The following is a 14,671-nucleotide window of genomic DNA, read 5'->3' as shown; positions in this document are numbered from 1 at the left end:
AATAAGGGTTGCGCTCGTTGCGGGACTTAACCCAACATCTCACGACACGAGCTGACGACAACCATGCACCACCTGTCACTTTGCCCCCGAAGGGGAAGCTCTATCTCTAGAGTGGTCAAAGGATGTCAAGACCTGGTAAGGTTCTTCGCGTTGCTTCGAATTAAACCACATGCTCCACCGCTTGTGCGGGCCCCCGTCAATTCCTTTGAGTTTCAACCTTGCGGTCGTACTCCCCAGGCGGAGTGCTTAATGCGTTAGCTGCAGCACTGAAGGGCGGAAACCCTCCAACACTTAGCACTCATCGTTTACGGCGTGGACTACCAGGGTATCTAATCCTGTTTGCTCCCCACGCTTTCGAGCCTCAGCGTCAGTTACAGACCAGAGAGCCGCCTTCGCCACTGGTGTTCCTCCATATATCTACGCATTTCACCGCTACACATGGAATTCCACTCTCCTCTTCTGCACTCAAGTCTCCCAGTTTCCAATGACCCTCCCCGGTTGAGCCGGGGGCTTTCACATCAGACTTAAGAAACCGCCTGCGCTCGCTTTACGCCCAATAAATCCGGACAACGCTTGCCACCTACGTATTACCGCGGCTGCTGGCACGTAGTTAGCCGTGGCTTTCTGGTTAGATACCGTCAAGGGGTGAACAGTTACTCTCACCCTTGTTCTTCTCTAACAACAGAGTTTTACGATCCGAAAACCTTCTTCACTCACGCGGCGTTGCTCGGTCAGACTTTCGTCCATTGCCGAAGATTCCCTACTGCTGCCTCCCGTAGGAGTTTGGGCCGTGTCTCAGTCCCAATGTGGCCGATCACCCTCTCAGGTCGGCTATGCATCGTGGCCTTGGTGAGCCGTTACCTCACCAACTAGCTAATGCACCGCGGGTCCATCCATCAGCGGCACCGTAAAGCGCCTTTCAAAACGAAACCATGCGGTTTCGATTGTTATACGGTATTAGCACCTGTTTCCAAGTGTTATCCCCTTCTGATGGGCAGGTTACCCACGTGTTACTCACCCGTTCGCCACTCCTCTTTTCCCGGTGGAGCAAGCTCCGGTGGGAAAAGAAGCGTTCGACTTGCATGTATTAGGCACGCCGCCAGCGTTCGTCCTGAGCCAGGATCAAACTCTCATAATATGCTAGTTCCTCACAGCGAAAGCTGATGTGGAACTGTAGTTCGAAATTTACTTTCGAACATCATAATAGTTCATTTGTTAAGCTCAATTGTTTGCTAGCATATTGCTTGCTTGTTAAAAATGTTTGTTGTCTTGAATTGAATCAAGACGCCCTACACATTTGGTTTGTCTTACTTTGTTCAGTTTTCAAAGGTCTACGTGATAAATGAAACACAACTGTCTCAACTTATCGTTTGTGATTGCCGTAGCAACTTTTATATCTTAGCAAACTCTCAAATGATTGTCAACTATTTTTTAAAAGTTTTTCGAACTCGTTTTTCACGAGGTCGTTTTAGCAACTCACTTATAATAACTGATTGTTTGTTATTTGTCAACAACTTTTTTTGCCTCTTCTTTCGTAGAGTCAGCATTCCTTGATGAACTTCTCAAACAACACTAGTTATATTAACATGTGTTTTTCTATTCGTCAAGCATTATTTAAAGTTTTATTTACACTCTTAAAATCAGTAATAAACAAAAAACAACAAAAAAAAATATACCATTTATTCTATTTAGTTGTCAATCACTATTTCTTATAAATCTATCTGGTATACTTTCAATTCTGATCCTCTCTATAGTAGAAATACGAAAAAGTTGAAATGTTTTATTTTGGAATATACGATTTGCCTCTTACACTTTTTGCTAGTTTTCACTAGTTTCTTTACGAAAAATATGCATCGCGCCTTTGGTAATAAGCCAAAAAACCAGAGTACAGGTAAGTGAGATTTTGATTCTTTGGCTTGTTACTAAGGAAAAACCGATGATCCCAATTGCCTTTTTCAGTATGTAACACAATTGGATACAGTCTATTCATGTAAAATCAATTGCTCCATCAATCGTTGATCGTAGCCAACAAACAGCGCATCATCGATGATGATCAAAGGACGTCTTAAAAGATGACGTTGCGTTTTGCACAAAAATAGAAGTTGATCTTCCTGATTTTTTGGAAGCCCAGCTTTAATTTTTTTGAATTCAAATGACCATGTAGTAAATAATTGTTCAATATCTGCATTTTCAAAACTACATAACTCTTTGACTTCTTTATTACTTAAAGCTCTACTTTCTAGATCAACAAATTGATAAGACAAGTTCTTTTTCTCTAACCATTGGATTGCTTTAACCGTTATTGTGCAATTCGTTGAACTATAGATTTTGATATTCACAACGTCTCCTCCTATTCTTACGAATACAAGACACTATGTTTCATATAAATCAAGTTTCTTGCGACACCTCGTATTTCTCTAGGAATAAATGCTCGTATTTCATCTTCATTGAACCCAATCAATACTCTTTTTTCATCAAGTAGAATCGGACGTCTAAGTAAAGATGGGTATTCTTTGAACAAGCGGATCATTTCTTTTAATGATAAATCATTAAAATCGATTCCTAATTTCTCATAAACTTTTGAACGAGTAGAAATAATATCTTCGACTCCGCCTTCGGTTGCAGCCAATATTTGTCGTATCTCATTTTCTGATAGGGGTTCTGCAAAGATATTCTTTTCTTCAAAATCAAGGTGATTCGTTTGTAACCATGCTTTGGCCTTTCTGCAAGATGTACAGCTAGGCGAAGTGTATAGTTTTATCATTTTCTCACTCCTTTTTAATTGTAATCCCATTCTAAACGTAATATCAAAATAATGCCAGTCATACGCTATCCTTAAAATAAATAAATTTTGTTTTTGTTCATAATATTGTTATTTAAACAGTCAATTAAAGGTTATATTCTTTTTATAAACAAAGGTTATTTAAAAATGGCATAAATAATAAAAGTTATTTATTTATTTGAATAAAAAAGCAAATCGAGTGTATTTTTACTCGCTTTGCTTTTCGTCATTTATTTGATTTTTTTAACTTTACAACCTGTTTCTTTAATAAAACGTGAAGGTTTTAATTTTCTTTTCCCTTTAAACTCAGGTACACATAAATAAAGACGATTCCTTGCCCTAGTCATTGCGACATAAAAAAGACGTCTCTCTTCCTCAATCGTCGTTAATGGTTCGATTTTCAACTCACTTTTCAATCTTTTATCTTTTGCTACCGCCCCATTGTAAGGAATCATCCCTTCATTACAACCGATTAAAAAGACGTTACGATAACTTAACCCTTTACTTTTGTGAATACTCTGGATACATAATGCATCTAGTTTCCCCTTACGATAAGCAATCAACCTTGTTTTTAGTTCAGCTGCAATTCCTTGGACCTCAAGATACAATTTTTTCAATTGTGGGATCGTTGGATATTGTCTGACAGTCTCCAGCAACCATTCTTTGTCACCTTGCTCGATTTCTTTATTCGGTCTTGGCAACCGACAATAGGCCTCAATCAGTGAAACACATGACCGCTTCGTTGGTTGATCAAATGTTTCTAGCGCGCTTACAAATGTCTTTAGTTCTTTTTCTCTAGCTTCTAAATTAGGCCGCCATTTTAAAATATAAGCGACAATATCTTGGTCACTGTTTTTATTAGAGAAAAATTGGTCACATTCATTTGTTTTCAGATAACAATTAATCATCAACTGTCGTAACAACTGTTGGTGTGCTTGCACTTTTATCGGTGTTGCCGCATCATACCAACCGATAAATTTTTGATAAAATTGATAAAAAAGCTTAATTCCATAGATCCCCGCATATTGGGTATCTGCTTCTAGTACAAACGGAATATCTGTTTGGATCAAACGTTGCACCAATGCTTGTGTTTGTGATAATGAGCGATATAAAATAATAGATTCTTTGTATTTTCCTTTGTCTTCTATAAAAGCATATACTTGCTGAATCAACCAGTCACTTTCCTCTTGTACCGTTTTAAATGATAATGCCTGTAATACGCCTGGTTCCTTTTGTGCTGGTACCATCGCTTTAGGTATGCGATCCTCTTTATTGTACGTGATCAATCGATTAGCTCCTTGAACGATCGACGCTCGCGAACGATAATTGGTCAATAGAAAGAGTGTTTTTGTTGGATATTCTTTTTCAAACTGTTTGAGATAATCAGGTTCTGATCCTCTAAAGCCATAGATACTTTGATCATCATCCCCAACGATGATCAACTTGATTGGCGAGTCTTTCGCAATCAACTGAACGATTGCCCATTGCAAAGGATTCGTGTCTTGAAACTCGTCGATAAACAAGTAATCGTATTTTTGACCTACATATCTTCTGACATCTACATGAGAGAGGACATTTTTCAAATTTTGTAGAACATCATTGAATTCAAAAAGTCGTTGCTTTTGTTTTTCTTCATATAGTTCAGTCATTAATTGATCCATACGCTCAGAGATAGGTTGACGTGGGTCTTTTTCAATGGAATCAAATCTCTTTTTGATCAATTGGATGATCTCCTGTTGGGAGAGATTCATATTTTGCCAATAATCCAATCGGTTAGCAATCGTTTTCTCCCCATACTGATCGAAAGAATACAATTGATATTTTTTTATTAGTTTCTGCAGCAAAATATTTACTTTATATGGTGTGTCTTTAGAAAACTCACCTTGAATCCCTTCGGCAGAAAGATCCGGAAACTGCCGTTTGATATCACTGTACAGACGATAAAAAATACTATGAAAAGTTCCGATCGTCACATTCGTTTTTCTTTGACTAAAATTATCCACCCGTTTTTTCAATTCATTGGCAGCATTTCGAGTAAAGGTAATCATTAAGATCCTTTGCTCTTCTACTTGTTCTTCATTCATCAGATATACAGCTTTCGCACATATCGTTTGTGTTTTTCCACTTCCTGCACCTGCAATGATCCGTAAGTGTTTGCTCATATCATAAGTGATTGCTGCTTTTTGTTCATTATTGAATCGATTATAAGAACGCTTCTCAATATGTTCAAAAAATGATTCATTTGGCTGTTCTTCCTCATGTTGTTCTTCTACCAACCCTGGTGCTTCCCCATATGCAGCTTCATAACTAGCAATTATTTCTTCTTGCATTCGAAAAATTTGTTGGAGCTTTTTATATTTTCTTTCCCAATGGCTGATTTCTCTTTGCAATCGAAGAATTTCTTTCTCATTTTCTTGATTGATCATCTTCCCCATCTTTCTTTTATTTATTTTCTACTCCATTTATTTTCTTTATACTACCAGACCTTTACAAAAAATAAAATGGGGCTTCACCCTTTTACGATCGTGGTCTTAGGAAGAAACAAAAGAAACTCTACTATCAACTGATGTATTTGATGAGTTCCTAAAACTACATGAGAACCCCAAAAAAGCAAAATCCACTTTTCCTTTACCTTTCAAAGTAAAAATAGCCAGTCAAATCCAAAAATGATTTTCCATCATTCAAGATTTGACTGGCTATTTATCAAAATACTATTTTTCATTCATGAACAGTTACTATTAGTAGCTGTACTCTTTCACTGCACTTGACTTACGAACGACTAATTGCCAGTGTAAATTGTGTGCAGTTTCATTGTCTTCATCTGCGCAATTGAGAACACGAACCATCAAACTATTCTCATAGATTTTTTCAATTTCTGCTTCAATTGGAGAACAAAATAAATCTGATACAAATGCGTACGTTTTACCGACTTCAAATAGATTTTCATTTTCCATGCTATTTCCTCCATTATGTTGTACATACAGCACAACTTCTTTTGATAAAAATTTCGAATCTGTTACCTTTATTGACAAACCCACCTTCTTAAAGGCTTGCATGTTAACATAGAAACTACCTTGTTGTTGATATCAGAAGGCAACAACAAAAGGGGAAGGGAGTTGCTGCCTTCTATTAAGAAGTTGGTAAAACAAAAATATAAGAACGTGTCACTTACATTCATCTTCGCAACCTCTACTAATTTTTAACATAAATTTTTAAACATAACACAGAAATATCATAAAAAGTTCTTTTGGCATCAAAACTGTTAATTAATCTCACTCTTTTTTGGCATAATCGTATGTTTAGTTGAAAATTTAAAGATGATTTGATAGTTTTACAGGAATTTTTTAATTATTTAGAGATAAACATGTCTTTTATTTTTTACATAAGAAAAAGTTTTCACTCTTATATAACAAATATGTTACAAAATTCACTTAGTTAACGATTTTGATGTCAAAACGTCCTTTTATGAATCGAAAAACTTTTTTTGTGTCTTTTCGCTTATTATAGTATTCGGAGGTACGTATAGAGATGAAAAATAAAGTGGTAAATCGAATATTGGCAATATTATTCAACGGAAAACAAGATGAAGAAGATATGACTTACATCCAAGTCAAGTTTGCTTTGGAAGTTTTACTGAACAATCTTGGAAAACTTGCTGTCGTTTTTGTATTTTCTTTATTGACAGGCACGTGGGCGGAAACAGGAATGACTTTCCTTTCATATATCTGTATTCGCAGATATGCTTACGGTCTCCATTCCGATTCTGAATTTGTTTGCTTACTTTGGACTTTGCTTTATTTGTGGGGGGTTCCCTTAGTAATGAAACATTATCAATTGACTTTCTCTTTCCCTATGATGGTCCTTTTGTTAATTGTTTGTTTTTTCCTTTTGCTTCGCTATGGATCAAGAGGCACAGCCCTTAACCCGATTGCACCAGAGAAACGCCCACCCCTACTAAAAAAAGCAATTTTCATGTATCTTTTATTTGCAGTACTCACATTATTTTTCTCTGCTTCTTACTTTTCTACCTATTTACTACTTGGGATTATTTTAGAAATAGCTACGTTGCTTCCAGTTACAAATTACATGATGAATATTGGAGGAATTTTTTATGAAAAAAACAATCGTTAAACAATTAACTAACCTTTCTGATTTCTTTGTATCTGGCTGCTGCTTCGGTATGAGCTCAGAATTTAAAATACCTGAAAAATTAAAAAAATAATATTATAAATATGCTATAATTTGGGAAAACGCAATGGGAGCTGTGCTTTATGTTTTTGTGGTCCATAGCCTTGCAATATCTGATTTACACAAGTTCTATCTTAATCATCAATTCCCAAATTAAAAATAAATACCTATTTTCTACGTTTAGTCTCTTGGCAGCAGCCCTGTTGGGAATACTTTACCCGATTTTAGGTATTTTTTCTGCACTTGTCGCAATTGCCATGTTGAGTCTACTTTTCTTTTTCTTTTCATCCTCACGCCAACATATGATCTACGCATTACCATTGGGATTATTAGCTTCCATCTTAGGCGATCATTTGACGAGCGTCGCGGATTTTTTAGTATTGGAATCTGCTGTCATTGAACCTGGAGATGCATTACAATATTTCCATATAACTGTATCAGCGATTTTATCTTTATTATTTGCGTATGGATTCAAAAAGTTTTTAGATAATTGGTCCGCTAGCGTTGACCGTCGAATGATTGGTACAATTGGTTCCTTGGTTCTACTTACCTACTATATCATTATTTTTTATACACGCTTTTCTGGTGAAACGCCAAAAGTACTAGCATTAAATACGAGCTTTTTTATCCTTTATCTGTGTGTCGGCCTAATTATCTTGATTTACTATTGGAAAATATCAAATAAAAAGATGGAAGATCAATTATTGGAACAACGCATCCAATTACAGCAAGATTACATTAGAGATCTAGAAAAAAACTATCAAGAACTTAGAGAGTTTAAACACGATTATCAAAATCTGTTGTTTTCTTTGAATAGCTATATTTCTGAAGGCGATCTTGAAGGCTTACAAAAATATTACAACCAAACGATTTTACCTACACGTGAAATGATGAATCTCTTCCCAGCAAATCTTAGCTTACTAGACAAAATGAAGGTACCTGAAATAAGAAGTCTATTCTCTTTAAAATTAATGATGGCACAAGAAAAAGGTATCTCTGTCCAATTGACCGTTCCAGACGAAATCGTCATTGGTAAAAAATATACGATCAATTTGGTAAGAATGCTTGGTATTATTCTTGATAATGCAATCGAAGGTGCAACAGTAACCAAAAAGAAAAAAATCGAAGTACTGATCATCAAGAAAAAACAGTCGTTGATGATCCGTGTCATCAACACTACTACGAATACGTTTCCATTGAGTAAGTTAAAACAAAAAGGCTTCTCGACGAAAACAAATCCCAAAAATGAAGGATTAGGTTTATTTATTCTTGATGAGTTAACAAAAACGAATCCTTATCTTTTTCTTGAAACATCGATTGAGAATCAGCGATTTTCACAAACAATCCATATACAATTAAAGGAGTAATTTTATGATTCCCATTTACATTTGTGAAGACGATCCGAAACAACTGGAAGTCATCTCTACAGTAATCAAGAATCGGATCATGATTGAAAATTTGGATAGTTATGTCCATATTGCCACTTCTGATCCTATTGAACTCCTCAATGCAGCAAGGATACGTACGTCTTCTTTTGGTATTTATTTTTTGGATATCGAACTGAAAGACAGTGAATTAGATGGCATTGCCATTGGAAAACGAGTACGTGACTTGGATTCGCTTGGAAAAATCATTTATGTGACTTCACACACCGATCTTTCCATGACGATTTTGAAAAGCAACATTGAGCCGACTGATTATATCATCAAAGAAGATATTTTTGATCTTAAAGAAAATGTTGAACGTATCTTAAGTAAAATATTCGAAGATTTCCAAACTGCGCCATTACAAAAGGATATTTTTAGAATTGAATTCAATGATGAAATCAAATTTTTACCTATTCGAGATATCCAATACTTTTCTACTGCTCAAGGTACTCCTCATAAACTGGAGGTCCATTTGACACATGCCCAAATGCAGTTTTACGAGAAGATAAAAGATATCGAAAAGAAAAGTCAACACTTTATCCGCTGTCACAAATCTTATGTCATCAATACCCAAAACGTCCAAACAATCAATAAGAAAACACGAGAAGTGACTCTATCTAACGGGGAAGTGATCCCTGTTTCGATTCGTGGGCTAAAGAAGTTGATTTCTTGAAAGACAATAAAATAAATAAATTCTTTTTAATAAAGAAACGAAGAATGAATGAAAAAGTCGTAAAATCCTCTTTTCCATTCATTCTTCGTTTTTTAGTATCGTTTAATGCGCGATCATTTCTTGCGCGATTTCTTTTCCAGTCATTTCTTCAGGATAGAAAGTTGGCCAATTGTCCATTTCTTCTAGTAAAGCTTCTTGGCTTTCATTTCCTAAATAGATATGGAAATGGTCTGATTTGGTAGGCGCAATCGAGTGGTCACTGAATTGTACATACTTGAATGCACCAGAATCAGGATCTTCTGCTTCAAACAAGAAACGGACACCGCGATTACCTGCTGAATAGTTCAAGATTTCTTTACCAGCATAACGGTATTTCGATTCTTTAACTTCGCCATCCTTGAAAGTAAAGATCATCGTATCATCTTTGATCTCAATTTTTTCGACATCTGTTTTGTAGCCTATTTCATAGTATTCACGATACTCTTCAGCTGTCATATCGGGGTTTGTTTTGGCTTTATATTCAAATACTTGATCGAATGTTCCATCTGACATATACGTATCGACAGTTTGCCAAACACCGTTCCAATCTGATAACGGGCGGTCTTGGACCTCTGCATCTTCAAAATAACCATTGTAAACTGTTTTTTCTTTCTCAGGCTTCAATGTATCTTCTAATGGATTTTCAGTATCCGTAGTTTTCTGGAGCGCTTTTAAGTTTGCTTCCATGATTGAAATGTACGTTTCGCCGTTATCCATTTGTTCTTTTGTCAATCCTTCTAAAGGATTCAATACTGCTAGTGATACCCCAGCTTCAGTGGCTAACGTACGAGCAATACTATCTTTGGCATTTTCTTCAAAATAGATATATTCAATCCCATGGTCTTCCACAAATTCTTTTAACTCGGCAATTCTTGCAGCAGATGGTTCTTCGCTTGAAGAAAGACCGGCAATTGGTACTTGATTAAGACCGTATTCTAGAGCTAAATAATTGAACGCAGCGTGTTGGGTCACAAATGATTTTTGTTTTGCTTGACCTAATGTTTCTTTAAAAGTGTTGTGTAGCGCTTCTAATTCTTCTAAATAAGAGGCAGCATTTTCAGTGAATGCTTCTTCTTTTTCAGGATATGCCTCAATCAATTGGTCACGAATCGTTTCTACTTGCTTCATCGCTAGATTAGGAGCTAACCAAACGTGTGGATCTAATTCATGAGAATGACCGTGGTCTCCGTGATCGTGATCATGGTCGTGGTCATCCGCATGATCATCGTGATCATGGTCTTCATGATCGTGATCTTCATCGTCATGATCGTGGTGATGGCAATGACCATCCCCAGGCAATAACAACATTCCTTCGGTTGCTTTGATTGGAAGTACATCGCCCTCTTTTAAAGTATGTTCAATTGCTGGAACCCAAGTTTCCATATTTTCATCATTATAAACAAAAACATCAGCATTTTGGATTTTTGCCATATCTCTTGCTGAAGGTTCATAGTCATGTGAATCTGTTCCAGCTGGAATCAATAATTCAACATTTCCCTCTTCACCAACTACTTGCTTCGTAAATTCGTACATTGGATAAAATGTCGTCATTACATTCAAGCTTTCATCATTTTGTGCATTTGTATTTGTTGCAGTATCTCCTGTGCCACAACTTGCAAGGATTCCTGTCAACAGTAATCCTCCTACCACCTTGATCCAACGTTTCATTTTATTCGCTCCTTCTCATCTTCTTTCTCTATTTGATTACGATTAATGAATGCAAATCGTAATAGTTACGTTTTAGCAACAGGAATTAATTTAGCATAGAATCAAACCAACCGTCAAGCATTATTACTAAATTTATTTTATTATCGAAATTCGATTGATTTTTCAACTGTATCATTTTCTTTTTATACCCGTTTCAGATTATAATAACTTGGAGTAGGACAAGGCTGTGAAAGAAGCGGTCAGCACTGAGTAATAAGACAGGAAAATCAAAAATGGCTTTTTCATTTTGGATTTTCTTGGCTTATTATTGAAGTGTTGCTTCTTGAACACCGTTTATCATAGGTTGTGAAAGAAGCGCTCTGACCTGAGTAGTAAGATGGAAAATCAGAAAATAGCTTTCCATATTTTTTGATTTTTTAGCTTAATGTTGAAGGTCAGCTTCTTGAACACCGTTTATCAGGTTGTGAGAAAGATGTTCAGCTCCAAGTAGTAAGGCAGAACTTGAGAAAATAGCTCTTTATATTTTTCATGGTCTGGCTAGCTATTGAAAAAGTATTCATTCGGTTTCAGTAGCTGATCAATGAGAACGGCATAACCCAAAAATCCAACTACTTATTTCAAGAGAAAGGAGAACTATCGTGGAAAAAAAACCGAAAGAATCTTCCCGACTGATTCGTTTTTTAGGAGGGAAAACTTCGTATTACGTTCTAGGATTACTTGTGATGATCGCGTTGGTCATTTACTTTTTCCAAAAGATTGCTTTTATATTCAAACCACTGGTTGTCATTTTCATCACGACTTTACCACCAGTCCTTTTTGCTTTGGTCTTATATTATTTATTAGAACCTTTGATCAAACGTCTCAGCAAGAAACTCTCACGTAATCTGTCAGTCATTTTAGTATTTGTCATTATTTTATTGCTGATTGGCTTAGGAGGTGTCTGGCTATTTCCATTTTTAGAACAACAAGCAACCACTTTGATTCAACAACTGCCTGACCTATTCCAAGATTTTCAACAAACGTTGAAGGACTTTTTAGCACAGACACCATTTTCTGATTCGTTCAATCAATTCTTTGCATCGATTGATGATTTCACCGATAACTTTACTTCATTTATCGGTAACTATTGGGAGAGCGGTGCTGAAAGTCTAGGAAATCTATTCTCAGCGGTCACAACGACCTTTATCACTTTATTTACTGGTCCAATCATTGCCTTTTTCCTTTTAAAAGATCCGCACAATTTTTATCAATCGGTCTTAGGTATCGTTCCACCAAAATTTCGTACAGATTTTCGGACATTGACTAAAATTGCGAACCAACAATTAGGTGCTTTCTTAAAAGGACAAATTATCGCTTCTTTCATTCTAGGTGCCGTTTACTGGGTAACTTTCTTATTGATTGGCTTAGAATTTGCAAGTATTCTGGCTATCGCTGCTGGTTTATTATGTATTATTCCTTATATTGGTCCATTCATCGCTTTCTTTCCTGGACTGTTCATTGCTTTTCAAGATTCGACGTTCATGGCTGTAAAATTTGTGATCGTCTGGTTCGTTGTCCAGTTGCTTCACGGAGATCTTGTGGTCCCTCGTGTGATGGGTGATCGGTTACAGATCCACCCCATCACGATTTTGATTGTCTTATTAGTCATGGGAGATCTTCTAGGAATCATGGGTGTCATTTTTGGTATCCCGATCTATACGCTGATCAAACTACTCGTTGTTTTTCTCTTTAGAAAATTCAAACAGCGTTATAACAAGTTTTATGGGGATCAAGGGGTTTATCAAAAAGCTGATTTTTCAGAGAAGGATTACTTTAAGTAACTAAAAAAGGATAGGAGTAAGACATTCGTCCACTCCTATCCTTAAAAAAACTATACGGTATTCAAAGAGCAACATTTCAGAGAGATGCAACTCCTCCATAAATAAGCAGCAAAAGCTATTCATGCTTTTGCTGCTTATTTTTAAAACTATTCGTTTGTCACAGTCTCTACTTTTCTTGGACTAATAGTGCGACTGCTTGATAAGGCTGTAACTTCATTTCTTTTTCAACTGTCGTTGGGTAGTTACTGATCAATACTTCCGCGCCTACAAATTCTTCCGGTAATTCCACCGACGTTTCTTTCGCGTAAAAATTGGTCAGAACTAATAATTTTTGATCATCGGTTTGTCTAAGATAGCCATAGACTTGTGGATGCTCAGGTACAAAGGCTTTGTAATCACCATTAGCAATCACTGGATATGTTTTTCTTAGTTGGATCAGTCTTTGGTAATAGGCAAAAATCGACTGTTCTTGCTTTTGCTCATTTGCTACATTGATTGTTTCATGCTTCGATGCTAAAGGTAACCAAGGTGTCCCTGACGTGAAGCCAGCTTGTGGTTCATCTGTCCACTGCATCGGTGTGCGTGAGTTATCTCGTGACTTTGCTTTAATTCGTCGAAAGGCTTCTTCTGGCGTGAATCCTTGTTCTTGTAAAAGTTTATATGCATTTAAGCTTTCAATGTCCCGATAGTCAGAAATCGAATCGAAGTCAGGATCGATCATCCCGATTTCTTCTCCCATATAGATATACGGAGTGCCTCGATTTAAATGGATCATCGTGGCCAACATCTCTGCTCCTTGTTTGCGGTACTGTTCAACATCGACAAAGCGATTTAAGGCACGTGGCTGATCATGGTTATTCAGAAACAGCGCGTTCCACCCATTTCCTGCGCTCATTTCTTCTCCCCAAGTATGGAACAAACGCTTTAATTCTTCGAAATCAAATGGTGGTGTGGTCCATTTATTGCCATTCTCATAATCGACTTTCAAATGGTGGAAATTAAATACCATTGACAATTCATTTCGTTCAGGTGACGTATATAAAAGACAGTTTTCGATAGTCGTTGAACTCATTTCCCCTACCGTTATGATTTCAGGGTCTTGGCCAAACGTTTCTTTATTTAAGCGTTGTAAATACGTATGAGTAATTGGTTTATCTGTGTACTCGGCTTTCCCTTCATTTTCCGAGTTGTTTTTTAGTTCCTCGTCTTTTCCGATCACGTTGATTACATCAAAACGGAACCCTTTGACCCCTTTATCCATCCAAAAACGAACAACTTTGAATAATTCTTGTTGGACTGCTTCATTACGCCAATTCAAATCGGCTTGCGTTTTATCATACAAGTGTAAATAGTACTTCCCTGTTTCGCCGAATGGCGCCCAAGCGTTCCCACCGAATTTTGATACCCAATCTGTTGGTTCATCTCTTAAAATAAAGAAATCTTGATAATACTTGTCTCCAGCTAATGCTTTTTGGAACCATTCATGTTCAATAGAGACATGGTTCAATACCATATCTAGCATGATGTCGATCTGATATTTTTTTGCTTCAGCGACTAGCTCTTCAAAATCAGCCATCGTACCGAATAATGGATCGATTGCTTGATAATCAGAGATATCATACCCATTGTCTTTTTGCGGGCTTGGGTAAAAGGGGTTCAACCAAATCATATCAATGCCCAATTCATTTAAATAAGGCAATTTTTCTTTGACTCCTGGTAAATCACCAATCCCATCACCATTCGTGTCACGATATGACTTGGGATAAATCTGATAAATCACTTTTTCTGTAAACGCCATAAGCCTGTACCTCCAGCTGATTTTTTAACTTATATATACAAGTTGATAATCCAATTATATATGAAACGTAAGCGTTTGTAAATCAATGACGCTAGGAAATGTGTGCCATCATTTTCTCAGTAAATATTTTCTCTTAAATCGACCATTCACGCCGCCACTCAATTCATTGAACTATTTATTTTTTTACAAATTCCTTTTTCAAGAAAATAAATTCTTTTAGTTATGTTATATTTAAGTATAGGGTCGTGATATAAATCAGCTTGTAGCATCTAAAAT

10 protein-coding genes and 1 rRNA gene (1 of these 11 cut by a window edge) are annotated in these 14,671 nt (G+C 36.5%); 4 read left to right on the top strand and 7 right to left on the bottom strand.

What is annotated here, in order from left to right; all coding sequences use genetic code 11:
- The 5 genes from IGJ00_RS02410 to IGJ00_RS02390 all read right to left on the bottom strand — a co-directional run.
- Nucleotides 1-1,138: ribosomal RNA gene (locus IGJ00_RS02410) — 16S ribosomal RNA — on the bottom strand; it reaches 423 nt to the left of the window's first position.
- A gap of 844 nt (nt 1,139-1,982) precedes the next feature.
- Nucleotides 1,983-2,339 (bottom strand): ArsC/Spx/MgsR family protein, encoded by a 357-nt coding sequence (locus tag IGJ00_RS02405; protein WP_074800335.1) that lies wholly within the window; start codon nt 2,337-2,339, stop codon nt 1,983-1,985.
- Nucleotides 2,340-2,356: 17 nt separating this feature from the next.
- Nucleotides 2,357-2,764 carry a transcriptional regulator Spx gene (spx, locus tag IGJ00_RS02400; RefSeq protein WP_019724106.1) on the bottom strand — a complete coding sequence of 136 codons (408 nt, stop codon included), beginning with the start codon at nt 2,762-2,764 and terminating at the stop codon, nt 2,357-2,359.
- A 248-nt stretch (nt 2,765-3,012) separates the two neighbouring features.
- Nucleotides 3,013-5,217 carry an ATP-dependent helicase gene (locus IGJ00_RS02395; RefSeq protein WP_438844064.1) on the bottom strand — a complete coding sequence of 735 codons (2,205 nt, stop codon included), beginning with the start codon at nt 5,215-5,217 and terminating at the stop codon, nt 3,013-3,015.
- Nucleotides 5,218-5,520: 303 nt separating this feature from the next.
- On the bottom strand, nt 5,521-5,736 hold the full coding sequence (locus IGJ00_RS02390; protein ID WP_010736344.1) for a hypothetical protein: 216 nt from the start codon (nt 5,734-5,736) through the stop codon (nt 5,521-5,523).
- Between the two features lie 574 nt (nt 5,737-6,310).
- Between IGJ00_RS02390 and IGJ00_RS02385 the strand changes: the two genes are divergently transcribed.
- The 3 genes from IGJ00_RS02385 to IGJ00_RS02375 all read left to right on the top strand — a co-directional run bounded on the left by IGJ00_RS02385 (nt 6,311) and on the right by IGJ00_RS02375 (nt 9,070).
- Complete coding sequence (locus IGJ00_RS02385) at nt 6,311-6,913, top strand: accessory gene regulator B family protein (RefSeq protein WP_010736345.1); 603 nt, start codon at nt 6,311-6,313, stop codon at nt 6,911-6,913.
- A 140-nt stretch (nt 6,914-7,053) separates the two neighbouring features.
- Entirely contained in the window at nt 7,054-8,337 is a 1,284-nt protein-coding gene (locus IGJ00_RS02380) for a GHKL domain-containing protein (RefSeq protein WP_438844063.1), read from the top strand.
- 4 nt (nt 8,338-8,341) lie between these two features.
- A complete protein-coding gene (locus IGJ00_RS02375; protein WP_010736348.1) occupies nt 8,342-9,070 on the top strand; it encodes a LytR/AlgR family response regulator transcription factor in 729 nt (242 codons plus the stop codon).
- 102 nt (nt 9,071-9,172) lie between these two features.
- On the opposite strand, the gene IGJ00_RS02370 is transcribed toward IGJ00_RS02375, so the two are convergent.
- Entirely contained in the window at nt 9,173-10,777 is a 1,605-nt protein-coding gene (locus tag IGJ00_RS02370; protein ID WP_430604365.1) for a zinc ABC transporter substrate-binding protein AdcA, read from the bottom strand.
- Between the two features lie 638 nt (nt 10,778-11,415).
- Here IGJ00_RS02370 and IGJ00_RS02365 point away from each other — a divergent pair.
- Nucleotides 11,416-12,597, top strand: a complete 1,182-nt coding sequence (locus tag IGJ00_RS02365) for an AI-2E family transporter (protein WP_195513452.1) — start codon at nt 11,416-11,418, stop codon at nt 12,595-12,597.
- Between the two features lie 166 nt (nt 12,598-12,763).
- On the opposite strand, the gene treC is transcribed toward IGJ00_RS02365, so the two are convergent.
- Nucleotides 12,764-14,395 carry an alpha,alpha-phosphotrehalase gene (gene treC, locus IGJ00_RS02360; RefSeq protein WP_195513450.1) on the bottom strand — a complete coding sequence of 544 codons (1,632 nt, stop codon included), beginning with the start codon at nt 14,393-14,395 and terminating at the stop codon, nt 12,764-12,766.
- Nucleotides 14,396-14,671: the final 276 nt, after the last annotated feature.

Origin of the sequence: Enterococcus sp. AZ062 (assembly GCF_051715065.1) — a bacterium.
GTDB classification, from domain to species: Bacteria; Bacillota; Bacilli; order Lactobacillales; family Enterococcaceae; genus Enterococcus_B; species Enterococcus_B mundtii.
Note: the sequence above shows the minus strand (reverse complement) of the source record. Positions and strands in the feature narration are given on the sequence as shown.